The following is a 23,505-nucleotide window of genomic DNA, read 5'->3' as shown; positions in this document are numbered from 1 at the left end:
AATAACTCAAGGAGGCGCCGTGAAGATCGAACTCGTCACACTGCGACAGATCGAGCGTGAGAAGGAGATTCCCTTCGATGAGCTCGTGGAGATCATCGAGCAGGCGATCCAGTCCGCATACCTGCGCCACGCGGAGAACCAGAACATCCCGGTTCCTAAAGAAGACGAGGTTCGTGTCACCCTCGACCGCAAGACCGGTCAGATCTCGGTGCTCGTGCCTGAGCTTGACGAGCAGGGCGAGATCATCGGCGAGGCGTACGTCACCACCGACGAATTCGGTCGTGTCGCTTCGAGCGCGGCGAAGCAGGTCATCAACCAGCGCCTGCGCGACCTCACCGACGACGCCGTGCTCGGCGCGTTCAAGGACAAAGAAGGCCAGATCGTTTCGGGCGTCGTGCAGCAGGGCCCCAACCCACGCATGGTGCACGTCGACCTGGGCGATCTTGAGGCGATCCTGCCCCCTGAGGAGCAGGTACCGGGCGAGAAGTACCCGCACGGCGCGCGTATCCGCGTCTACGTTACGAGCGTTTCGAAGGGGCTGAAGGGCCCGCAGGTGATCGTGTCGCGCACCCACCCCGGTCTCGTGCGCAAGCTGTTCGAACGTGAGGTGCCCGAGCTCGCCGAAGGCATCGTCGAAATCGTGTCACTCGCCCGTGAGGCGGGGCACCGCACGAAGGTCGCTGTTCGCGCGAAGCAGCCCGGCATCAACGCCAAGGGCACCTGCATCGGTGAGATGGGCAGCCGCGTGCGCGCGGTGATGAGTGAGCTCGGTGAGGAGAAGATCGACATCGTCGACTACTCCTCCCAGCTACCGGCGTTCGTCGCGAATGCGCTCTCGCCCGCGAAGGTGACCGACGTCTTCATGTTGAACGAGTCACTGAAGCAGGTGCGCGCCCTCGTGCCCGACTTCCAGCTCTCGCTCGCGATCGGCAAGGAGGGCCAGAACGCCCGCCTCGCCGCGAAACTGACGGGCGCAAAGATCGACATCCAGCCCGATTCGATTATGAACGACTGAGATCACCCACTGGGGCGCTCTCTTCAGGGCGTGGATCGCAGTTCAGGTGGAGGAGTCGCAGGAGAATCCTCCGCCTGAACTGCGATCCGCCACCTGAGACAACGCCCGGGATCGCTGCGAGCGGACGCCGGGGGAGCGCCCGGGAGGATGCCTCGTGGAGGAAGCTGGTAAGATGGATCCGATTCGGACCTGTGTCGCGTGCCGCAAGCGTGCGTCGCGTGATGAACTGCTGCGAGTGGTGCTGCAAGATGGACGGCTGATAGCCGATGATCGTGCGGTGCTTCCGGGGCGGGGAGCCTGGGTGCACCCCACGGCGCAGTGTCTGAATCGAGCGGTGTCGCGCGGAGTTTTTCCGCGTGCGCTGAAGGTGTCGGGGAAGCCCGACGCCGGCCCTTTAGAGAACAGGCTGAAAACACTCATGGACAACTAATGAGCGGCTCACAATGAGGCCCGTCCGATAACCAAGGTTCTCGCCTGTCTGGCGTGAACCCAGACAGGAGAAAAGTGGCAAACCCACGCGTACACGAGATCGCTACTGAGATCGGTGTCGACAGCAAGGTCGTCCTTGCAAAGCTTAAGGAGATGGGCGAGTTCGTCAAGGCGCCCTCGTCCGCAATCGCGCCCCCGGTGGCGCGCAAGGTCAAGGCTGCCCTCGAGGCGGATGGCGTGACCAAGAAAGACGATGCGCCGTCCGAGGCGAAGCCGGCTGCCAAGAAGCCCGCAGCGCCCAAGCCCGGCCCGAAGCCGGCGCCGAAGGCAGTCGAAGAGCCCGCAGCTCCCGCTGCTGAGGCTCCGAAGAAGCCCGCAAGCCCCAAGGCCGATGACGCCGCTGGTGCTGCGGAGGCTCCGAAATCGGCTGCTGCCCCGAAGTCGGCGGCAGCACCGAAGCCCGGCGCGAAGCCCGCGGCCGCATCGCAGCCGGGTGCTAAGCCCGGCCCGAAGCCTGCAGGCCCCCGCCCGGGTAACAACCCCTTCGCGTCGAGCCAGGGCATGGGCATTCCCCGCCCGCCGCGTCCCGGCAACAACCCCTTCGCGCCGAACCAGGGTATGAATCGCGGTGGTGGCGCAGGTCGCCCGAACCCCGGCAACATCCCCCGTCCCGCTCCTCGCCCGCAGGGTGCCGGTGCGGGTGCTGGTCGTCCCGGTGGTCCGGGTCGTCCCGGCGGCGGTCGTCCCGGTGGTGGCGGCGGATTCAACCGTCCCGGCGGCGGTGGCACCGGCCCCGGTGCAGGCGCTGGCACCGGTTTCGGTGGGCCCCGTCCCGGCGGCGGCTTTGCCGGTCGCGGTCGCGGTGGTCGTGGTGCCGGCACTGCCGGCGCGTTCGGCCGTGGCGGCTCCAAGAGCAAGGCACGCAAGTCGAAGCGGGCGAAGCGGCAAGAGTTCGAGATGCGCCAGGCACCGTCGATTGGCGGCGTGCAGGTTCCTCGCGGCGACGGCAACACGCCGATCCGTCTGCGTCGCGGCGCATCGCTCTCTGACTTCGCCGACAAGATCGATACGAGTGCATCGAACCTGGTGACGATCCTGTTCCACCTCGGTGAGATGGCGACGGCGACGGAGTCGCTTGACGAGGCGACCTTCGAGATCCTCGGCGACGAGCTGGGCTACAAGATCCAGATCGTCTCGCCTGAGGACGAAGACCGCGAGCTGCTCGAGGGCTTCGATATCGATATCGAGGGCGAGCTCGAAGACGAGGGCGACGAGGTGCTGCAGCCGCGGCCTCCCGTGGTCACCGTTATGGGCCACGTCGATCACGGTAAGACCCGACTGCTCGATGCGATTCGCAAGGCAGACGTGGGCGGCGGCGAGGCCGGCGGGATCACGCAGCACATCGGCGCTTACCAGGTGCACACCGTGCATGATGGCGTGGATCGCGCGCTCACCTTCATTGACACCCCTGGTCACGAGGCGTTCACCGCTATGCGTGCCCGTGGTGCGCAGGTCACCGACATCGCGATCCTTGTGGTCGCTGCCGATGACGGCATCATGCCGCAGACGATCGAGGCGCTGAACCACGCCCAGTCGGCGAACGTGTCGATCGTGGTCGCGGTCAACAAGATCGACAAGGAGGGTGCGAACCCCGATAAGGTGCGCCAGCAGCTCACCGAGTTCGGTCTCGTCTCCGAGGAGTGGGGCGGCGACGTCATGTTCGTCGATGTCTCGGCCAAGAACAACGTCGGTATCACCGATCTGCTCGACGCCGTGCTGCTCACCGCGGACGCCGGTCTCGACCTGCGTGCGAACCCCGATAAGGACGCGCGCGGTGTCGCGATCGAGGCGAAGCTCGACAAGGGCCGCGGATCCGTCGCGACAGTGCTCATCCAGTCGGGTACGCTGCGCGTCGGCGATGCAATCGTGGCGGGCACCGCCTACGGTCGTGTGCGTGCGATGAGCGACGAGAACGGCGATCCCGTGCTCGAGGCGCTTCCCTCGCGTCCGGTGCAGGTGCAGGGTCTGTCGAGCGTTCCGCGCGCCGGCGATAACTTCATCGTCACCTCCGAGGACCGCACGGCCCGCCAGATCGCTGAGAAGCGTGAGGCTGCCGAGCGCAACGCCCAGCTCGCGAAGGCCCGCAAGCGCATCAGCCTTGAAGACTTCACGAAGGCTCTCGAGGATGGCAAGGTCGAGTCGCTCAACCTCATCATCAAGGGTGACGTGTCGGGTGCTGTGGAGGCGCTCGAGGAGTCGCTGATGAAGATCGAGGTCGACGATTCGGTGCAGCTGCGTATTCTGCACCGCGGCGTCGGCGCGATCACCGAGTCGGACGTGGATCTTGCCACGATCGACAACGCGATCGTCATCGGCTTCAACGTGCGGCCGGACGTCAAGGCTCGCGAGCGTGCTGCGCGCGAGGGTATCGACATCCGCTTCTACAACGTCATCTACAACGCGCTCGACGACATCGAGAACTCGCTCACGGGCATGCTCAAGCCTGAGTACGAAGAGGTCCAGTCGGGTGTGGCCGAGATCCGCGAGGTGTTCCGCTCCTCGAAGTTCGGCAACATCGCCGGTGTCATCGTGCGCAGCGGTACGATCACGCGCAACGCGAAGGCACGCGTCATCCGTGAGGGTGTGGTGATCGCCGATGGCCTGGCCATCGAGTCGCTGCGTCGCTTCAAGGACGACGTCACCGAGGTCAAGACCGACTTCGAGGCCGGTATCGGCCTCGGCAAGTACAACGACATCCAGCCGGGTGACGAGATCGAGACCACTGAGATGGTGGAGAAGCCGCGCGCGTAGCGAGCGGTTCCCGCGAACAGGGGCGGGGCGGATCGGCAATGCGCCGATCCGCCCCGCCCCTGTCTGCATTGCAGCTGCTCCGGCCTGCACCCTGCTGCTGTTGAGCTAGGGGGAAGGCGGGGGCAAGCTCAGAGTATGCAGGGGGGGCGGATCAGGCGAGCTGCTGCACGCGGACGGTGTTGCCCGCGGGGTCGCGGAAGGCGAAGTCGCGGGTGCCCCAGTCCTGGTCCATGGGCTCCTGGAGCACATCGACGCCGGAGGCCTCGACCTTCTCGAAGAGCGGCTGCAGTTCGTCGGTCGCGAAGACGATTGAGGCGTAGGCACCCTTCGCGACGAGTTCGCGCACGACGCGGCGCTCGTCGTCGGTGAGACCAGGGTCGATGGCGGGGGGTGTGAGCACGATAGAGGTATCGGGCTGGTTGGGCGGGCCGACCGTGATCCAGCGCATGTCTGCGTATCCGACGTCATTGCGAACGTCGAATCCGAGCACGTCGCGGTAGAACGCCAGGGAGGCCTCGGGGTCGGTGTGGGGCAGGAATGTGACGTGAATGTTGATCTTCATGCTCGTCACGCTACTCACCGTCTGAGCGAGAAACTTCTCGATTCCTGACCGGTTTCGTGGCGCGCATCGTGATGATGCCTGGCAGCCCGGCGAGCGGTTCGCAGCCCTCCCTCCGGTAGCGCCCGGGCGACATGCCGACGAGTTCGGTGAATCGGGTGGTGAAGGTGCCGAGCGAGCCGTATCCCACGGCGAAGCACACCTCGGTGACGCTGAGGTCGCCGCGGCGCAGCAGTGTCATGGCGCGTTCGATGCGGCGCGTCATGAGGTAGCTGTAGGGGGATTCGCCGTACGCGGCTTTGAATTCGCGGCTGAGATGCCCCGCCGAGAAGCCGACGCCGCTGGCCAGCGAGGTCACGTCGAGGGGGCTGGCGTAGTCGCGGTCGATGCGGTCGCGCACCTTCCGCAGCCGCACGAGATCGTGCAGGCGGTCTTCGTCGGCTCTGCTCACGGGTCCATCTTCGCGGATCCGGCCGCTCGGAGCGACAGGGCCGGTGCGCTGCGTGTCGGGGGCTGGCGGTAGGCTGGTGGTATGAGCAATCCGAGGGCCGGCAAGGTGGCAGAGCGCATCCAGCAGATCATCGCGCGCAGGCTGGAGAAGGGGCTGCGGGATCCGCGCCTCGGTTTCGTGACGATCACCGATGTGCGCGTCACGGGTGATCTGCAGCAGGCGAGTGTGTTCTACACGGTGTACGGCGATGAGAAGGAGCAGGCCGATTCGGCGGCGGCGCTGAAGGCTGCCACCGGCATGCTGCGCACCGAGGTGGGCAAGCAGTTGGGCACCCGGCTCACGCCTGTGCTCGAGTTCATCCACGACGAGCTTCCCGAGAGCGCGCAGCACCTCAATGATCTGCTGGCCGAGGCGAAGCGCCGCGACGAAGAGGCTGCGGCACTCGCTGCCGGCGCCCAGTACGCCGGCGAGGCCGACCCCTATGTGAAGCCTCGCGAAGAAGACGACGACGAGCGCTGATCCGCGCTGACGCAGCCGCGGGCTGTGCGCGGCACGGGCAGTGCGGGTCTGCTCAGGGCAGGCGCACGGTTCCGTCGAACTCGACCATCAGCCCGTCGGTGATGAGGGAGTCGTAGGCTCGGCGAGGCTGCTCGGGGTCGCGCACGCCTCCATCGGCTGCGGCGGCGAGGGCCTGCGCTGTTGAGACGGGGGCTGCGGCGTTGCGCAGCACGGCCATGATGCGGCCGCGCACCTGGCGGTCGCTGCCTGCGAACTTGGCCTGCCGTGGTCGCTTTGATGGGGCATTGTCGGGATAGCCCGCGCCGCGCCATTCGCACCACTGTGCAACCGGGCAGGCGTCGCAGCGGGGTGCGCGCGCAGTGCAGACCACGGCACCGAGCTCCATCGCGGCGGCGTTGCAGACGGCAGCCGCTTCGGGCTGTTCGGGCAGCAGCTGCTCCATGTCGCTCAGGTCGCTGGGCGCGGGCATGCCTGCGGCGGCTTTCCCGTGCATCATGCGGGCGAGCACGCGTCTGGTGTTGGTGTCGACGACGGGGTGCCGTTCGCCGAATGCGAAGGCTGCGACGGCTCGCGCCGTGTACGGGCCGATACCGGTGAGGGCGAGCAGTTGATCCACGTCTGAGGGCACCTGATCGCCGTGCTGTTCGGTGATTTCGATGGCGGCGCGGTGCAGCCAGAGTGCGCGGCGCGGGTAGCCGAGGCGGTCCCAGGCGCGCACGGCTTCGCCTGGCTCCTCCGCGGCGAGTGCTGAGGGTGTGGGCCAGCGCTCGATCCAGGCGGTCCAGCGGGGGATGACCCTGTCGACCTGGGTCTGCTGCAGCATGAATTCGGAGACGAGGATCGCCCAGGGCGTCACTGCAGCGGCGCGCCAGGGCAGTTCTCGCGCGGTGCGCGCGTACCAGGCGTTGAGTGCGCTCGCGATCGGAGTGGTGTCCACGGCCCATAGCCTAGCGATCCGCAACTCCGAGCATGGGGCTCTGGATGCATCACCCGCCGCAGCTCAGGGCGTGGATCGCAGCTCAGACTGAGGTGTTCGGCGAGAACCTCGGCCTGAGCTGCGATCCGCGGTGTGAACGGAGACCGCTCACCCCGCACGCTCCGGGCTAGGCTTGGGGGGTGACGAATCAGGCTCAGAACGCGCCCGGCCCGCTGCCCCCGCAGGGGGCGATCCTGCTGATCGACAAAGCTGAGGGGTGGACCAGCCACGACGTCGTCGCCAAGGCGCGGCGTGCGCTCGGCACCCGCAAGGTGGGGCATGCTGGCACCCTCGACCCGATGGCAACGGGTTTGCTGGTGCTCGGCGCCGGCCCTGCGACGCGGTTGCTCACCCACCTCGTGGGCCTGGACAAGACCTACACGGCGACGATCCGCCTCGGCTCTGCGACGGTCACCGACGACCGCGAGGGCGATACCGTGAGCATTGCGGATCCGGCTGAGGTGGCCCGCCTCGCGGCCGATCCGGCCCGCATCGTTGCAGCAGTCGCCGAGCTGACGGGTGACATCGAGCAAGCGCCGAGCGCGGTGAGTGCGATCAAGGTCGACGGGCGCCGCGCCTACGACAGGGTGCGGGCCGGTGAGCATGTTGAGTTGCAGAAGCGGCCGGTGACGATCCACGCCTTCGAGATCGGTGAGCCGCGGGCCGGTCTTGCTGTGGGCCCTGACGGCGGCGAGTATGCGGTGCTCGATATCGAGGCGACGGTGCGGTGTTCGTCTGGCACCTATATTCGCGCGCTCGCCCGTGATGTGGGGGCTGCGCTCGGAGTTGGCGGGCATTTGACGGCGCTGCGGCGCACTGAGGTTGGCCCGTTTGCGGTGGAGGGTGTCACCTCCATTGAGCAGTTGGTGGAGGGTCGGATCGGCGCGCTTGCTGAGCCGGCTGCGGTGGCGACCGCGCTGTTTCCCGAGCTGGTGCTGACGGCGGAGCAGGCTATCGATCTGGGGCACGGCAAGCGGGTGGACGTGGATCCGGAGGTGTGCCCCGATGCGAAACTGGTGGCCGCTGTTGCGCCTGATGGGCGGCTTGTGGGGCTTGTCGAGGTGAAACGCGGGCGCACGAGGGTGGTTACGAATTTTCCGACCCCGGATTCGGCTGCGGGCGCGGGTGCGGATGCAGCTGCGAACGGTGCGAGCGATGTGGGGGGTGCCGCGTGATCCTCTGGTTCACCGTCGTTCTGATTGCGGTCGCGCTTGCCGGGGCAGCGCTGTGTTTGGTCGCGGCGCTGCGGAAGCGGGGGCCTGACGACTTCACGATGGGTGCAACTCTGCTGGTGACGCTGCTGTTGCTCGCGCAGATTGTCATTTCGATTGCTGCGCCGTTCGCGGGCAATACCGCGGTGGGTGATCCGCTTGAATTCTGGATGTACCTGATTGTGGCGTTCCTGCTGCCGCCGGCTGCCGGGTTCTGGGCGCTGGTGGATCGCACTCGCTGGGCCAATCTGGTGCTCGCGGTGGTGCATCTTGCGGTGGCTGTGATGAGCTACCGCATGCTGGTGATCTGGGGTTAGAGCGGGCGCTGGTGACACGTTTGCGACACGCTGGCGTGTCTTCCACCCTCAAGCAGTGATTGAGGGTTTAAACTTCCCGGCTTGACTTGAACGAATCACACCGATGTAATTGTGAGGTATCAGCGCGCATCGCGTGCCCCGGAGGAGAGGAAAGGAGCGACAGTGTCGGATCCGTCGCAGACCCCCGTTCCGGGAAACTGGTTCGTCGACCCCGTCTTCCTCGGTGTTCCGGGGGTTCGCAGTGACGAAGAAGTGCTCGCCTGGCAGGTCGACGCCCTCTGCGCGCAGACCGACCCTGAAGCATTCTTCCCCGAAAAGGGGGGATCGACTCGAGAGGCCAAGCGCATCTGCGAGAGCTGCGAAGTGCGCTCCGAATGCCTCGACTACGCGCTTCAGAATGACGAGCGCTTCGGCATTTGGGGCGGTCTCTCTGAGCGTGAGCGCCGCAGGCTACGCCGCGAGGCCGGCTGAGCCGTCGCACAGCGGCTGATCCGCACCCTCAACTTCACCATCGCCCCAGCTGCGCCCTCGACGAATCGTGCGGCCGGGGCGATGGCTATTTGGCCGCTGCCTGGCATGGCGGCGGGGATCGTCAGGCATCGCCGCCTAGACTGAGCGCGATATGCGTACGAGAGTAACCGCCATTCTTGTCGCCCAGCGGGGCGGCGAATGGCTCGACCAGACCATCGCCGGGATCGCGGGCCAGACCGTCGCACCGGATGCGATCGTGGCTGTGAACAACGGGGGAGCGCAGCGGGTCGGCGAGCAGCTCATGCACAGCGGTGCCGAGCGTGTGGTGGGCCTGTCGTCACGGCTCTCATTCGGTCAGGCTGTTGCACGCGCCGTGCAGACGGTTCCGGCCGTTGCGGGCGTCGACGACTGGATCTGGCTGCTCAGCGAAGACTCCTGCCCGGAGCCGCAGGCCCTCGAACACATTCTCAGCAGCGTGCAGCGCGCCCCCTCGGTGGTGGTCGCCGGCCCCAAGCTCGTCGACTGGGATCACCCGGAGCGCATCATCGAGCTGGGCCAGAGCCTCACCCGCTACGGCTCGCGCTGGACGCTGCGCCGGCAGGAACTCGACCAGCAGCAGTACGACCACCTGCAGGATGTGTTGGGCGTCGGCCCTGTCGGCATGCTCGTGCGGCGCGATATCTGGGAGCAGCTCGGCGGCTTCGATCCTGCGCTGCCCGTCTACGACGACGGGCTCGACTTCTGCGTGCGCGCCAGACTTGCGGGGCACCGTGTCGAGGTCGCACCAGCGTCGCGGGTGCGCTTCGCGCAGAGCGGCGTGGCAGGCCCCCACCTCGACCGTCGCCGCTCGGTGCTGCGTGCGGCGCACCGGCAGGCCCGCACCTCGCAACTGCAACGGCGGATCTCGTACGCTCCGGCACCCGTCGCCTTCTTCGAGTGGCTTGGGTTGCCCGTATACGCCGTGCTGCGCGTGCTGTGGTCGCTGATCCGCGAGCAGCCGGGCTACATGCTCGGCGAGTTCGTGGCGGCGCTCACCGTGTTCTTCAGGCCGCACGCGGTCATCGCGTCGCGCCGTCGCATCCGCGCGCATTCGACTGCTGGCTGGCCCGCGATCAGGCAGTTGCGGGTGGATCCCAAGAGCGTGCGCACCGCGCGCATGATCGACAGAGAGGCGATCCTCGCCTCCTCCGGCAGGCAGCGGCGTGAGCTGCACTTCATTTCGAGCGGTGGCCTTGGGGTGCTTGTCGCCGCCTTGGTTGCTGCGGTTGCGCTTACCTGGTGGGCGTTCCCGCAGACGAGCCTTGCCGGTGGGGGGCTCGCACCGCTCAGCGCGATCGATCAGCTGTGGTGGAACACGCGCCCCCTCGGCGGCGTGCCCGCTGATCCGTTCACCTGGGTGCTCGCCCTGCTGGGAACGTTGACCTTCTGGAACCCGTCGCACGCCCTCGTGCTGCTGATGATCGCGGCGATCCCGCTCACCGCGCTGGGCGGCTGGATCTGGGGGGCGCAGCTCACGGAGTCGCGAGCAGCGCGTGTGCTGCTGAGTCTCGGCTTTGCGCTGAGCCCGGTGCTGCTCGGTTCGCTCGAATCGGGGCGTCTGCCCACTCTGGTGCTCGCCATCGTGCTGCCGTGGCTGCTGCTGGCTGCGACCCGTTGCCGTGAGTCGTGGAGCTGGGCAGGTACGGCATCGCTGCTTGCCGCCGTGGCACTCGCTGCGGCACCGATTCTCATTCCCGCGGCGCTAGTGCTGCTCGTAGTGGGACTGTTCAGCACGCTGCGGGGTGCCGCGCGCGTGCTCACCACGGCGCTGCTGCCTGCGGTGCTGTTCGCGCCGAAGGTCGTCTATCTGCTCGTGAACGGTCGCCCGCTGGATCTGCTGCGCGATCCGGGCGTGATCGTGCCTTTTGACGCGGGCACCACCTGGCACCTGCTGCTCGGCTTTCCCGAGTTCGGTCTTGAGGGGTGGGGTGCCATTCTCGACGGGATCGGTCTGGGCGGGCCGCCTGCCACGTTGCTGGTCGGGGTACTCATGGCTCCGATCGCACTGCTCGCGCTGCTGGGCTTGTTCACGGGCCGTGTTGCGGTCACGGTGTTCAATGCTGTGCTCGGCGGGCTGGGTATGTTGACGGCGATTGCGGCCGGGCAGTTGCAGATTGCGATCGTCGGTGAGCAGAGCGTGTCCGTGTGGACGGGTTCGGGGCTTGCCGTGTATTGGATTGCGGTGCTGAGTCTTGCGGCGGTGGGTGCGACGGCGCTGCGGCGCGGTGCGGCGCCTGTTGTTGCGGTGGCGCTTGTGGCTGCACTGCTCGCGGTGGTGCCGGTGGCCGGCAACCTGCTGTTGAACCGTGTGCCGTTCGTGCCGGCGAGCGCGCAGATGCCTGCGCTGGTGCAGGCTGCGGGTGAGAACGATGCCGATGTGCGCACGCTGGTGCTCACTCCGGAGGCGGGTCATAGCGTGCGCGCCGAGCTGGTGACGGGAAGCGGTCTGCGGCTTGATCGCATCCGCTCCTCGCTTGCGGCCCCCGTTGAGACTGCGGAGGATCGTCGCCTTGCCGAGCTTGTGGGCGGTCTCGCGAGCGTGGGCGGAGCCGATATGCGCGAGAGCCTGCGAGACGAGGGTATTGGGTTTGTGTTGCTGGTGAACAGTGGCAGCGATGTGGAGCGGGCGCAGTTGCAGCGCGTGTTCGACCAGCATGCTGCGCTTGCGAGCGCGGGTCTGACCTCGCAGGGGCTGCTGTGGCGGGTGGCGGATCCCGAGTCCGTTGCCGACTCGCAGGGCGATGCGGGCACCAGGCTCGGCGGCACCTCGTTGACGGGGAGCACGATCTGGGGCATTCAGCTTGTGGTGCTGATCGCTGTGGTGCTGCTGGCGTTGCCGACGGGTGAGGTCACCTACCGGCCCGAGCGTCGCAAGCGGCCGAGTCGCCGCGCGGCGAAGCGCGCCGGTGCTGGGTCTGGGCTGCCGGTGCAGGCGAGCCCGGTTGATGCTGCGGCACCGGTGGCTGCTGCGCCTGCTGTGGCCCCGGTCGAATCAGTGGCGGATCAGGGTGCTGGGGCCACCGCTCCTGCGGGCCAGGAGGGCCCGGCGAGCGGGCTTCCTGTGGCCGAGCATCCCGAGTATCCCGAGCATCCCGAGAACGGAGACCCACGATGAGTGATCGTTCCCGAGTGCTTCGCGGCGGCGCGCGCGCTGCGACGGGCCTTGTCGTGGTTGGCGTGTGCGCGACCGCGGTGCTGCTGCTCAGCCAGACCGAACTGCCCGCGGTTGAGCGCGCCCCGATCGCTGTGACCGTCGACAGTACCCAGAACACGGTGCGCAGCCTGGTTTGCGCCGGTCCGTTCGGTGAGCTTGGCGCCGATCCTTCCCAGCCCGGGGTGGCCGTGCCAACAGGGAGTCCCGCTGTGGCGATCTCGGGCGCACCGAGCGAGGTCGGAAGCCTGGTGCGGCCGGAGGGCGGAGCATCGTCGCCGCTGGTGATCGAAGCGCCCGCCGATGAGCCGCTGGCCGCCGCGCAGATCCAGGCTGTGAGCACTGAGACTCTGAGCGGTGCGGCGGCGAGCGCCTGCGCTGAGCCGTTGAACGAGCAGTGGCTGCTCGGCGGTTCCACAATGCTCGGGGTGTCGACGACGCTCAGCCTGGGCAATCCTGGCTCTGTTCCGGCCACTGTGCAGATCAGCGTCTATGACGAGTCCGGCCCTGTCGATGCGGTGCAGACGGCGGGTGTGCTCGTTGCCGCTGGCACCATGCAGACGGTGTCGCTGAATGGCTATGCCCCCGAGCGGGAGCGGGTCGCCGTCCGTGTGATCAGCACGGGCGCACCCGTCACGGCATCGCTCGGCGTGGGCCAGACCTCCGGTATTTCACCGTTCGCGGTGTCGTCGGTGACCCGTCAGGTCGACCCGGAGACTGCGCTCGTGATTCCGGGGGTTGCGAATCGAAGCGACCACGGCCACGGCCCGAGCGATTCCGGTGAGGGCGATGACTTCCCTGTGGCCGTGCGGGTGCTCGCGCCCGGCGGTGAGGAGGGCCGCGCCCAGGTGCGCGCCGTCGACGCGAGCGGTGGCATCACCGATCTCGGCGATATCGCGCTCAGCGGGGCGTCGGTCGGTGAACTGCTCGTGCCGCACTGGCCCGAGGGTGCCCAGGCGGTGATGGTGAGCGCGGATGTGCCGGTGATCGCTGCGGCGCTCGGCTCCGCGACGGTTGCCGAGGGGCACGATTACGAGTGGTTCGCACCGGCCCCGGTCATTGCTGCTGAGGTGTCTGCAGCGGTGCCCGTAGTTGCGGGTGGCGAGCTCGTCGTGGTCAACCCCGGTGACGTTGAAGCCAAATTGGTGATCGAGCAGGCCGATGGTGGCGGTGCGCCCCGGACGCAGAAGTTGCCTGCCGGTGCTGCTGCTGTGGTGCAGGCTCCCGCTGATGCCCTGCTCACGAGCTCGGTTCCCGTGTATGCCGGGGTGCGTTACGTGAGTGGGGGCTTGATCGCCGGGTATCCCGTGCTCGCACCCGATCCGCGAGAGGGCGCGCTTACCGTCTACACCCGCTGACCTTGCGCGTCCCGCGCGGACGCAGGCGCGGGTCCCCGCGCGGGCGGCACGGCCGTAGACTGGGTGTCATGTTCCGACGCGATCGCAAGCCCTCCGCCCCCGCCCCTGCGCGCGCGCAGCGGCGGCACGGGCGGCGGGCGATGCGATCTTCCCTCACGGGTGCCGGCCTGCCAGACCCCAACGCACGCGTGCTGCGCTTCGAGGCCGATGCGCGCGGCGCAGTCGAGTTGCTGCAATCGAGCTTTCCCGATGAGCTGCGCGAGGTGCAGATCGGTTTTCAGACGGCACCGACCGGGCGCGGTGAGAGCAAGTTTCCGCTTTTCTACTCGGTTGATCGCGCCGCTCGCACGATCATCATGTATCGCATGCCGATCCAGCGGGCTCGTGGCCTGCACGTCGATGATGCCGAGCACCGCCGCTACTTCGTAGAGCACTGCGTCTACCAGGCGGTGTGCGAGTATCTCGGCCGGGAGCCGTGGGAGCTGCTGCCTGGCCGCTTCGAGCACTACTGAGCGGCTGGTGTCGCCGCAATCCACCGACTCAGAGGAGGAGCGGCCATAATGGGAACCATGAGCGCGCGCATCCTGGTGGTTGACGATGACAGGGCCCTTGCCGAGATGCTCGGCATGGTGCTGCAGGGTGAGGGCTTCGCCACTGATTTCTCGGTCGATGGTGCCGAGGCTGTCGAAAAGTTTCGCGAGATGCGACCGGACCTGGTGTTGCTCGATGTGATGCTGCCCGGCCTCGACGGCATTGAGGTGGCGGAGCAGATCCGCGCCGAATCAGGCACCCCGATCATTATGCTCACCGCACGCACCGACACGCGTGATGTGGTGCGCGGTCTCGAAGCCGGCGCAGACGACTACGTCGTCAAGCCGTTCAACCCTGCCGAGCTGATCGCACGCATCCGCGCGCGTTTGCGGGAGCCACAGCAGGACGCCGCCGAGACGCTGCGCATCGGCGATCTCACGATTGATGTCTCGGCGCACGAGGTGCGGCGCGGCTCGCAGCCGATCCCGCTCACCCCGCTCGAGTTCGATCTGCTGGCGATCCTTGCCCGCAAACCACAGCAGGTGTTCACCCGCGAGGTGCTGCTCGAGAAGGTGTGGGGCTACCAGTACAAGGCCGACACGAGGCTTGTGAACGTGCATGTGCAGCGGCTGCGGGCCAAGATCGAGCAAGATCCTGATCACCCGACCATTGTGACAACTGTGCGCGGAGTCGGCTACCGCGCCGGCACACCCGTCGAGTAGGGGTGCCCGTGCCCTCCCTCCGAGCGCAGCCGCCCCTGCCGCACCGGGGGCGATCCCGCGTGGGTATTGCGCTGCGGCGTCTGCAGCTGCGCTGGTTCAGGGCCACGCAACCGGTGCTCGGACCGTTCCGTGCCAGGTGGCGGCGTTCGTTGATGCTGCGCACCATGACGATCACGGGCCTGGTGACGGGCTTTATCATTTTCGTCGCGGGCGTGTTCACACTGACGAGCATCAGCGACGATCTCTACTCGTCGCGCCGCGATCAGGCATTGCAGGATTCAGCGCGCGCGACGCTCGCCGCGCAGCGTCAGATCGATGCTTCTGAGGCCACCGACGCGGTGGGGCTCAGAGAGCTGGCCGTGTCGGTGCGGCGCACGGTGCAAGACACTTCGGCAAGCCAGCTCGTGTACCTGAGACGGCAGCCCGGTCAACCGTCCTACCCCGAGGCACCTTCTTCGGCTGCGACGAGCGCGATGCTGCGCGAGGCGGTGAGTGCGGAGCTGAGCCGCGCTGTCGGCAGCGGCACCCCGCCGCAGCACTGGCAGGCCGTCACGTTCCACGGCGACGACGGTTCGCAGTCTGCCGGCATTGTGGTGGGCTCGACACTGACCTTCCCTGCGGAGGCCGGCAGCTACGATCTCTTCATTGGCTACAACCTCGCCGACACCGAAGACACCCTGAGCTTCGTGCAGCGTACGCTGCTCATCACGGCGGCGGCGATGATGGCGTTCATCGGCATCCTGGTATGGATCATGACGCGGATCGTGTTCCGACCGATCCGCGCTGCAGCCGACACCAGCAGGCGGCTCGCAGCAGGCGAGAGCGACGCCCGCATGCCCTGGCAGAACGATGAGCACTTCGATGCGTTGTCAGAGGGCTTCAACGACATGGCCGACACCCTGCAAGCCCGTATCCGTGAGCTCGACCATCTCTCCGAAATGCAGCAGCGCTTCGTCTCGGACGTGTCGCATGAGCTGCGTACGCCGCTGACCACGATCAGGCTTGCGAGCGAGGTGCTGCAGAACAGCGCCGAAGGGCTCGGCCCCGGCCAGCAGCGCGCCGTCGAGGTGCTCGGAACGCAGGTTGAGCGTTTCGAGTCGTTGCTGGGTGATCTGCTCGAGATCTCGCGCTATGACGCCGGGCGGGTGACGCTCGATACCGAGCCCACTAACCTGGTGTCGCTCGCGCACGAGGTTGTTGACGGCCTGCAGCCGCTGTCGGACAGCCTGATCGAGGTGCGGCCGCTCGGCGGGTACGCGCCTGTCGAGGTCGATGCCCGCAGGATCCGCCGTATCGTCTCGAACCTCGTGGGCAACGCGATCGAGCACGGCGAGGGGCATCCGATCGTGGTGACGATCGATTCCAATGCTGCGGCGATCTCGATCGCGGTGCGTGACTGGGGGGTCGGCATGCGGGCGGAGGATGTCGAGCACGTCTTCGATCGTTTTTGGCGGGCGGATCCCTCGCGCAAACGCACCCTCGGCGGCACGGGCCTCGGCCTCGCGATTGCGCAGGAGGATGCCGCGGTGCACGGCGGCATTCTGGAGGCCTGGTCACGGCCCGGTGAGGGCTCCAACTTCAGACTGACGCTGCCGCGCGGGGATGCGATCACGAGTTTCATGTCGCCGTTACCGCTTGTTCCGGATGACGTCGAGGCCGATGCGGGCGATCAGCAGAAGACCGGTGGGTGGTTGCGGCGCCCGGGCCGGCGCATCCGAAAGGAGCGGCGATGACCAGGTGGACGAGTGCGGCGGCTGCGCTTGCTGCGGTAACGCTGCTTGCGGGGTGCGCGGCGATTCCCTCCTCCGGGGCGGTGCAGCCGGGGCTCACGAATCTGCAGCAGGTCGACCAGACGTGGCAGAGCATTCCTTCGGGGCCGTCCTCTGGCGCGAGCCAGAAAGACGTGGTGCGCGGTTTTGTCGAAGCGGCGTCTTCGAGTGCTGACGACTACGCTGTGGCGCGGGAGTTCCTGGCGCCCGAGTATGCGGGGCAGTGGGATCCGCATCTGGGAGTGCTCATCGATGACGGCAGCCGCCCGTATCGAGCGGAGGGCGAGGCTGCGGGTGTGCTGTCGCTCGCCGCAGTTGCAAAGGTCGACGAGAGCGGTGTGATGTTGCCGGTGCCGCCGGGGCCGGCAACGGATATGCGGTTCGAGTTCACGAAGGTTTCCGGGGAGTGGCGCATCTCGTCGGCACCGGCTGGCGTGATCCTCGACAGCACCACGTTCACCTCGATCTGGTCGCCGCGGCAGCTGTACTTCGTGGGGCCTGGCGAACTACTCGTGCCCGACACGCGCTGGTTCTTGAACCGTTCGTCGCTGCCGACGGCGATCGTGAGCAGACTGCTCGATGGGCCATCGGAGCGGCTGCGCGAGGCCGTGCACAGCGGATTCCCCTCGGGCACGTCGCTCGTGTCGAATGCGGTTCCCGTGGTCGATGGCCGGGCGCGGATTGATCTTTCCGGTGCGCTCTTGCAGGGTGGTCAGAATCAGCTCGCCGAGGTGTATCAGCAGGTGCGCATGAGCCTGCAGACCGTTGCCGATGTCAACGGCTTCGATATGTTCGTCGACGGGGTGCAGGTGCAGCCTCCCCCAGAGGGCACCGGGCCGAGCGTGCTCAGCGAAGTGTATGAGCCGTCGGTGCTCGTCGACGGGCGCTTCGGCACGCTCATCTCCGACCGTTTCGCGGCTGCGCCGGGGTTCACGGAGGGCATCGCGGCGTTCGCGCCGAAGGCGGTGGCGCTCTCGCTCGACGGGAAGACGGCGGCGGTGCTGAACGCCGAGGGTGTGACGCGCCTCGACGCTGACGGTCGCGTGCTGGTCGATGCCCGTAGTGGGCTGCTCGAGCCCGGGGTCGATATTTTCGGCCATGTCTGGACGGTGCAGCGGTCTTCGGCGCAGCAGTTGCAGGTGTGGGGCCCTGACGGTTCGTCTGTGACAATCCCGGCACCGTGGCTTGCGGGGCGCGAACCGGTTGCGGTGCGGGTGTCGCCTGAGGGGGCGCGGATCGCGGCGCTCGTGTCCAGCGAATCGGGCAGCCAGGTGCTCGTTGCCGGGGTGGTGCGAGGCGAGAACGGTGTGCCTGTAGCGACGACCGAGGCGGCCGATGTGCAGATGTGGGCGGCTGGCAAGCCGACGGATCTCGACTGGGTGGGGCAGCAGAGCTTTGTTGCCCTGACCCGCGTCGACGACGCCGGTAAGGTGACTGTCGGCGGTCCGGGTCGCTTCGGCGTGGAGCAGGGCGGTTCGATCTCGGGTGGCACGCAAGTGTCGGGCGGGGGCGGACGCACCCAGCTGCGCGTGCGCAGCGAGAGCGGCGATCTTTTCGCGGCGCAGGGTAGCGGCTGGCAGCGCATGGATAGCGGGGTGTCGCTGCTCGCGAAGCGGGGGTGAATCGGGGCGGGTGCGCGCTCGCCGCGGGACTGCCGTGTGTCGCGGATCCGCCGCCGCAACTGACTCGCTGGGCTTCTCGCACTGGGAGCAGGCTTCGCTCACAGTGAGCGTCTCAGCGGTGGGTGCGGCAGTTCTCCACAGATGCCGGCGAACGCCGCGGCGGAGGGTCTTCGGCGCGGCAGGATCGGTGCATGGCGCCCCTGTTGAATTTCACCGAGCTCGGCCTCGACCTGCTTGCGCTGCTGTGGCCCGCTGCTTGCGTCGGCTGCGGTGAGCCCGATCGTGACTGCTGCTTGCCGTGTCGCGTGGAGCTGCGCCGTTCGGCACCACTGCTGCGCCCTGATATCGGAGCGCCCTGTTTCGTGCGGGGGCCCTATGCGGGGGTGCTGCGGGCGACGCTGGTGGCGTTCAAGCATCGCGGCAGGGTTGGGCTTGCGGGTGAACTGGGGGAGCAGCTGCGTGTGCCGCTCGTGGCGGCCCTCGCCGTATGCCGAGGGCCGGCCGCGCCCGTGATCATCACGGCACCCTCTCGCCGCGCCGGCGTTCGGCGGCGCGGCTTTCGCCAGGTCGAGCTGCTCGTGAGTTGCGCGCTGCGCGGGCAGGGGGTGCGTGTCTTGCGGGTTGCCGCGTTGCGGGCGGGGCGGGGGCGGCGCAGCCAGGTGGGGCTCGCGGCGGGTGAACGCGCCCGCAATGCCGCGAGAGTGCGGGTGCGGGCCTCACGAAGTGCCGTGCTGCGCGGCCGCGAGGTGATCCTCGTCGATGACGTGATCACCACGGGATCGACGGTGCTTGCGTGTCGTGACGCACTCGAAGCTGAGGGTGCGGTGGTGGTAGCGATTGTGGCGCTATGTCACGCGCAACGCCGAGACACGCGCGGGATTCTCGTCTGAGAACGGTGCTCGAACGGATGGGTGCGGCGGGGCTTCAATGAGTTTCCGGGGTTTCCGCTGGGAGCCCGGTGATGAGGTGGAAACGCTGCTGCCGAGTGCAGTAGAGTTCGGGAAAGGCGTAACGGTGCGCCACAGAGGCCCACCCGCCTGAGTCACCTGGGAGGTCACCATGGACGTGAACATCCGCGGCAAGAACGTCGGGATCACTGACCGCTTCGAGAGCTATGTCGAATCGAAGACCGAGAAGGTGTCGGGCCTGCTGCCCAGGGCTCAGTCGCTTGAGGTGAAGGTCTCGCGGCAGAGTGATCGCAGCCCGAAGCACGGTGATCTTGTTGAGATCACCTTGATCGGCCCGGGCCCCGTGATTCGCGCGGAGTCTGCCGGCGGAGACAAGTACTCGGCCTTTGATATGGCTTACGGGCGCGTGCTGGAACGCATTCGCCGTATGAAAGACAAGCGCAAGGATCGCCGCGGCCACGGACGTCTCTCTCTGGGAGATGCCGCAGCTCATGATTTCGCTGAGGTCGATGTAACGCCGGCTCCCGCCGAGGTGATCGATGCTGTGGCAACCGGCGCTGTGCCCATCCCCGAGCAGCAGGGCAGCGACGAGCAGTACTCGCCCGTGGTGATTCGCAGCAAGGAGTTTCCCGCTGAGCGGCTCTCTGTCGAAGACGCTGTCGATCAGATGGAGCTCGTGGGGCACGACTTCTTCCTCTTCGTCGAGCACGGTTCGGGTCGCCCCAGTGTGGTGTACCGCCGTAAGGGGTGGAACTACGGGGTGATCACGCTCACCGAGGAGTAAGGGTTGTCGCCGAGCGCAGCGTCCGCTGCTGCGTGAGGCGCTGATCCTCATATGGAGCCCGCCGCTCCTGCGTATCGCAGGGGCGGCGGGCTCAGTTGTGCGGTGCTCCGGGAGTTGCTGCGGTGCTGTCAGCCGAAGATGTTGGCCCGAACATGTCTTGCGCGTTTGAAAATTCCGGCGTCCACTACGAAGTCTGCCGCAGCCGCCAGCCGCGGCGCAGCACATTCCACAGCGCTTCGAACACAATCCCGCACGTCATCTTCGAACGGCCGCCGACACGCTCAACAAACGTGATCGGCACCTCAATAATCGGGCAACCCATCCGCTCCAACTCCCACGCCGACTCCACCTGGAAGCCGTACCCCTCGGAGTCGAGCGCCCCCAGATCGAGACGCGCCAGCCACGAAGCGTCGATCGCCCGAAACCCGCTCGTCAAGTCGTGCAAGCCCGAACGCAGCGCGATCCGCGCCACCCGCGTGCCAGTGCGCGAGATCCACCGCCGGTAACGCGGCCAGCCCACAATGCGCCCGCCCTCGACCCAGCGCGCCCCGATCGCGGCACCGCCCGCGCGGCGCGCAGCATCGATCAGCAGCGGCAGTTCCTCGGCGAGATGCGATCCGTCTGCATCCATTTCGACAACTAGCCCGAACCCCTCCGCCAGCGCAAACCGAAAGCCCGCAATGTACGCCGTGCCGAGCCCGCCCTTTGCCGAGCGATGCAACACCCTCACCCGCCGATGCGCCACCGCCAAACGATCCGCGAGCGCGCCCGTGCCATCGGGGCTGCCGTCATCGACAACCAGCACCTGCGCCTCCGGCACCGCATGCAGCACCCGCGAAACCACGGCCGCCAGGGTGCCGACTTCGTTGTACGTAGGGAGGATCACGAGCACAGCGTGCGAGGGTTCGCCCACAGCATCTCCATCCGGGCAAGTCCCCAGCCGATGCTGGGCTACGCCTTGCTAAGCTGAGGAGTTGTCACAATTCGGCAACGGCGGTGAAGTCGCGAAGCGGACCACCGTGCAGAACCTTACAGGAGACACAACGTGGCGACAGTTCTCGAAAAGCTCCTTCGCGTCGGCGAGGGTCGCACCCTGAAGAAGCTCCAGCGCTTGGCCAAAACGGTCACCGAGCTCGAGAGCTCCTTCGCCGACCTCAGCGATGAAGACCTGCGCGGAGAGACCGACGAGTTCCGCGAGCGGCTCGCGAAGGGTGAAACCCTCGACGACCTGCTCCCCGAAGCATTCGCCGCCGTGCGTGAAGCCGCCAAACGCACCATCGGGCTGCGCCCCTTCGACGTGCAGGTGATGGGCGGTGCCAACCTGCACCTCGGCAACATCTCCGAGATGAAGACCGGTGAAGGTAAAACCCTCGTCGCCACCATGCCGGCCTACCTCAACGCGCTCGCAGGTAAGGGCGTGCACGTCGTCACCGTCAACGACTACCTCGCCAGCTACCAGAGCGAGCTCATGGGCCGCGTTTTCCGCGCCCTCGGCATGACCACGGGCTGCATCGTCTCCGGGCAGGATCCCGCCACCCGCCGCGAACAGTACAACGCTGACATCACCTACGGCACCAACAACGAGTTCGGCTTCGACTACCTGCGCGACAATATGGCCTCCAGCGCCGAAGAGCGCGTGCAGCGCGGCCACTTCTTCGCCATCATCGACGAGGTCGACTCGATCCTCATCGACGAAGCCCGCACGCCGCTCATCATCTCCGGCCCCTCCTCAGGAGAGGCCAACCGCTGGTTCGCCGAGTTCGCGCGCATCGCCCGCAAGCTCGAAGCCGGCACTGACTACGAAGTCGACGAGAAGAAGCGCACCATCGGCGTGCTCGAACCCGGCATCGAAAAGGTTGAAGACCACCTCGGCATCACCAACCTCTACGAGTCGGTGAACACCCCCCTCATCTCCTTCCTCAACAACTCGATCAAGGCGAAGGCGCTCTTCACCCGCGACAAGGACTATGTCGTGCTCAACGGCGAAGTGCTCATCGTCGACGAGCACACCGGCCGCATCCTCGCAGGCCGCCGCTACAACGAGGGCATGCACCAGGCCATCGAGGCCAAAGAAGGCGTGCAGGTCAAGGCCGAGAACCAGATGCTCGCCACCGTCACCCTGCAGAACTATTTCCGCCTCTACGAGAAGCTCTCGGGTATGACGGGCACGGCCGAAACCGAGGCCGGCGAGTTCATGTCGACCTACAAGCTCGGCGTGGTGCCCATCCCCACCAACAAGCCCATGCAGCGCAAAGACCAGCCCGACCTCGTGTACAAGAACGAAGAGGCGAAGTTCCAGCAGGCGGTCGAAGACATCGCCGAGCGTCACGAAAAGGGCCAGCCCGTGCTCGTCGGCACCACCAGCGTCGAGAAGAGCGAATACATCTCCCGCCTGCTCGCCAAGAAGGGCGTGCGCCACGAGGTGCTGAACGCTAAGAACCACGCACGCGAAGCCGCGATCATCGCGCAGGCCGGTCGACTGGGGGCTGTCACCGTAGCCACCAACATGGCCGGCCGTGGCACCGACATCATGCTCGGCGGCAATGCCGAGTTCCTCGCCGTGCAGGAAATGGCAGCCCGCGGTCTCTCCACCGAAGAAGATCCCGAAGCCTACGAAGCCGCCTGGGACGACGTCTTCGACGCCGTCAAGCGCACCGTCGCAGAAGAAGCCGAGAAGGTCAGCGCCGTCGGCGGCCTGTACGTGCTCGGCACCGAACGCCACGAATCGCGCCGCATCGACAACCAGCTGCGCGGCCGCTCCGGCCGTCAGGGCGACCCGGGCGAGAGCCGCTTCTACCTGTCGCTCGCCGACGACCTGATGCGCCTCTTCAACTCGGGCGCCGCAGCCGCACTCATGAACCGTGAGGGCTTCCCCGACGACCTCGCGATCGAATCGAAGGTGGTCTCCCGCGCCATCCAGAGCGCGCAGAGCCAGGTCGAACAGCGCAACGCCGAGATTCGCAAGAACGTGCTCAAGTACGACGACGTTCTCGACCGCCAGCGCAAGGCCATCTACGGCGACCGCCAGCAGATCCTCGACGGCGAAGAAATCGAAGGCCGCATCGACGCATTCCGCGAGCAGACGCTCGACGCGATCCTCGACTCCCACGGACACGACGGTGAGTGGGATTTCGACGCCCTCTGGAGCGACCTCAAACAGGTGTACCCGATCGGCATTACCGTCGACGAGCTCATCGCTGAGGCCGGAGGCACCCGCGTCGACAAGGGCTTCCTGCGCCGTGAGATCCTCTCCGACGCTGAGGTCGCCTACCGCAAACGCGAAGAAGAACTCGGCGAGGAAGCCATGCGCGAGCTCGAACGCCGCGTCGTGCTCGCCACGATCGACCGTCGCTGGCGCGACCACCTCTACGAGATGGAATACCTCAAGGAGGGCATCGGCCTGCGCGCAATGGCGCAGCGCGACCCGCTCGTCGAGTACCAGCGCGAAGGCTTCACCATGTTCGAGGGCATGATGGGCCAGATCAAGGAAGAGTCGATGGGGCTGCTCTACAACCTCGAGGTAAAGGTGCGCCCCGCCGAAGGCCCGCAGGATCACGTGCACCTCGAAGGCGGCGGGCTCGAAGAGCAGCAGACTCCGGATCAGTCCAAGCTCAGCTACACCGCCCCCGACGAAGACGGCGCGCCGTCTGTCAGCGGGGCGCAGGCGGCTGGCGGCAAGGCCGCCGGGGCGCCCCAGCAGCCCACGCAGCGCGGAGCCTTCGGCCAGCAGGTGCCCGCTGAGGGCGGCACCGCGAACCGCGCCGAGCGTCGCGCCAACAAGAAGAAGTAGGGCGTGGGCGGCGAGCAGCGCCGCCCACGCACCCGAACGAAGAACCGGAGCCGACTGCGGCCCGACCTGGAG

20 protein-coding genes are annotated in these 23,505 nt (G+C 67.1%); 16 read left to right on the top strand and 4 right to left on the bottom strand.

What is annotated here, in order from left to right; translation table 11 throughout:
- The first annotated feature begins 19 nt into the window (after nt 1-19).
- The 3 genes from nusA to infB all read left to right on the top strand — a co-directional run bounded on the left by nusA (nt 20) and on the right by infB (nt 4,255).
- Entirely contained in the window at nt 20-1,015 is a 996-nt protein-coding gene (nusA, locus tag WFI54_RS10520) for a transcription termination factor NusA (RefSeq protein WP_336652748.1), read from the top strand.
- 172 nt (nt 1,016-1,187) lie between these two features.
- Nucleotides 1,188-1,445, top strand: coding sequence for a YlxR family protein (locus WFI54_RS10515; protein WP_336653091.1), 258 nt, complete (start codon nt 1,188-1,190; stop codon nt 1,443-1,445).
- A 74-nt stretch (nt 1,446-1,519) separates the two neighbouring features.
- On the top strand, nt 1,520-4,255 hold the full coding sequence (infB, locus tag WFI54_RS10510; RefSeq protein ID WP_336652747.1) for a translation initiation factor IF-2: 2,736 nt from the start codon (nt 1,520-1,522) through the stop codon (nt 4,253-4,255).
- A 151-nt stretch (nt 4,256-4,406) separates the two neighbouring features.
- Here the strand turns inward: infB and WFI54_RS10505 are convergent, their stop codons facing one another.
- Nucleotides 4,407-4,817: a VOC family protein gene (locus WFI54_RS10505; protein ID WP_336652746.1), complete on the bottom strand. Its 411-nt coding sequence runs from the start codon at nt 4,815-4,817 to the stop codon at nt 4,407-4,409.
- Between the two features lie 10 nt (nt 4,818-4,827).
- Nucleotides 4,828-5,265: a helix-turn-helix transcriptional regulator gene (locus WFI54_RS10500; RefSeq protein WP_336652745.1), complete on the bottom strand. Its 438-nt coding sequence runs from the start codon at nt 5,263-5,265 to the stop codon at nt 4,828-4,830.
- Nucleotides 5,266-5,346: 81 nt separating this feature from the next.
- Between WFI54_RS10500 and rbfA the strand changes: the two genes are divergently transcribed.
- Entirely contained in the window at nt 5,347-5,784 is a 438-nt protein-coding gene (rbfA, locus tag WFI54_RS10495) for a 30S ribosome-binding factor RbfA (protein ID WP_336652744.1), read from the top strand.
- Nucleotides 5,785-5,836: 52 nt separating this feature from the next.
- On the opposite strand, the gene WFI54_RS10490 is transcribed toward rbfA, so the two are convergent.
- Nucleotides 5,837-6,721, bottom strand: coding sequence for an A/G-specific adenine glycosylase (locus WFI54_RS10490; protein ID WP_336652743.1), 885 nt, complete (start codon nt 6,719-6,721; stop codon nt 5,837-5,839).
- A gap of 179 nt (nt 6,722-6,900) precedes the next feature.
- On the opposite strand from WFI54_RS10490, the gene truB reads away from it, so the two are divergent.
- The 11 genes from truB to hpf all read left to right on the top strand — a co-directional run bounded on the left by truB (nt 6,901) and on the right by hpf (nt 19,643).
- Nucleotides 6,901-7,935, top strand: coding sequence for a tRNA pseudouridine(55) synthase TruB (gene truB, locus WFI54_RS10485; protein ID WP_336652742.1), 1,035 nt, complete (start codon nt 6,901-6,903; stop codon nt 7,933-7,935).
- Complete coding sequence (locus tag WFI54_RS10480; RefSeq protein WP_336652741.1) at nt 7,932-8,288, top strand: hypothetical protein; 357 nt, start codon at nt 7,932-7,934, stop codon at nt 8,286-8,288. Before truB ends, WFI54_RS10480 begins: the two co-directional genes overlap by 4 nt.
- Before the next feature lie 252 nt (nt 8,289-8,540).
- The gene (locus WFI54_RS10475) at nt 8,541-8,759 is read left to right on the top strand and encodes a WhiB family transcriptional regulator (protein ID WP_336653090.1); all 219 of its coding nucleotides are present in this window, start codon (nt 8,541-8,543) and stop codon (nt 8,757-8,759) included.
- 151 nt (nt 8,760-8,910) lie between these two features.
- Nucleotides 8,911-11,913, top strand: coding sequence for a glycosyltransferase family 2 protein (locus WFI54_RS10470; RefSeq protein WP_336652740.1), 3,003 nt, complete (start codon nt 8,911-8,913; stop codon nt 11,911-11,913).
- Complete coding sequence (locus WFI54_RS10465; protein WP_336652739.1) at nt 11,910-13,307, top strand: DUF5719 family protein; 1,398 nt, start codon at nt 11,910-11,912, stop codon at nt 13,305-13,307. Before WFI54_RS10470 ends, WFI54_RS10465 begins: the two co-directional genes overlap by 4 nt.
- A 68-nt stretch (nt 13,308-13,375) precedes the next feature.
- Nucleotides 13,376-13,819: a hypothetical protein gene (locus WFI54_RS10460; protein ID WP_336652738.1), complete on the top strand. Its 444-nt coding sequence runs from the start codon at nt 13,376-13,378 to the stop codon at nt 13,817-13,819.
- Nucleotides 13,820-13,876: 57 nt separating this feature from the next.
- Nucleotides 13,877-14,560 carry an MtrAB system response regulator MtrA gene (gene mtrA, locus WFI54_RS10455; RefSeq protein ID WP_336652737.1) on the top strand — a complete coding sequence of 228 codons (684 nt, stop codon included), beginning with the start codon at nt 13,877-13,879 and terminating at the stop codon, nt 14,558-14,560.
- Nucleotides 14,561-14,568: 8 nt separating this feature from the next.
- The gene (mtrB, locus tag WFI54_RS10450; RefSeq protein WP_336652736.1) at nt 14,569-16,293 is read left to right on the top strand and encodes an MtrAB system histidine kinase MtrB; all 1,725 of its coding nucleotides are present in this window, start codon (nt 14,569-14,571) and stop codon (nt 16,291-16,293) included.
- Complete coding sequence (locus WFI54_RS10445) at nt 16,290-17,951, top strand: GerMN domain-containing protein (RefSeq protein ID WP_336652735.1); 1,662 nt, start codon at nt 16,290-16,292, stop codon at nt 17,949-17,951. Before mtrB ends, WFI54_RS10445 begins: the two co-directional genes overlap by 4 nt.
- A gap of 191 nt (nt 17,952-18,142) precedes the next feature.
- Entirely contained in the window at nt 18,143-18,841 is a 699-nt protein-coding gene (locus tag WFI54_RS10440; protein ID WP_336652734.1) for a ComF family protein, read from the top strand.
- A 169-nt stretch (nt 18,842-19,010) separates the two neighbouring features.
- Nucleotides 19,011-19,643, top strand: coding sequence for a ribosome hibernation-promoting factor, HPF/YfiA family (gene hpf, locus WFI54_RS10435; RefSeq protein WP_336652733.1), 633 nt, complete (start codon nt 19,011-19,013; stop codon nt 19,641-19,643).
- 184 nt (nt 19,644-19,827) lie between these two features.
- On the opposite strand, the gene WFI54_RS10430 is transcribed toward hpf, so the two are convergent.
- Nucleotides 19,828-20,556 (bottom strand): polyprenol monophosphomannose synthase, encoded by a 729-nt coding sequence (locus WFI54_RS10430; protein WP_336652732.1) that lies wholly within the window; start codon nt 20,554-20,556, stop codon nt 19,828-19,830.
- 132 nt (nt 20,557-20,688) lie between these two features.
- Between WFI54_RS10430 and secA the strand changes: the two genes are divergently transcribed.
- Complete coding sequence (gene secA, locus WFI54_RS10425) at nt 20,689-23,433, top strand: preprotein translocase subunit SecA (RefSeq protein ID WP_336652731.1); 2,745 nt, start codon at nt 20,689-20,691, stop codon at nt 23,431-23,433.
- The last annotated feature ends 72 nt before the right edge of the window (nt 23,434-23,505 follow it).

This window comes from Leucobacter sp. MMO-125 (assembly GCF_037148395.1).
Lineage (GTDB): Bacteria > Actinomycetota > Actinomycetes > Actinomycetales > Microbacteriaceae > Leucobacter.
Note: the sequence above shows the minus strand (reverse complement) of the source record. Positions and strands in the feature narration are given on the sequence as shown.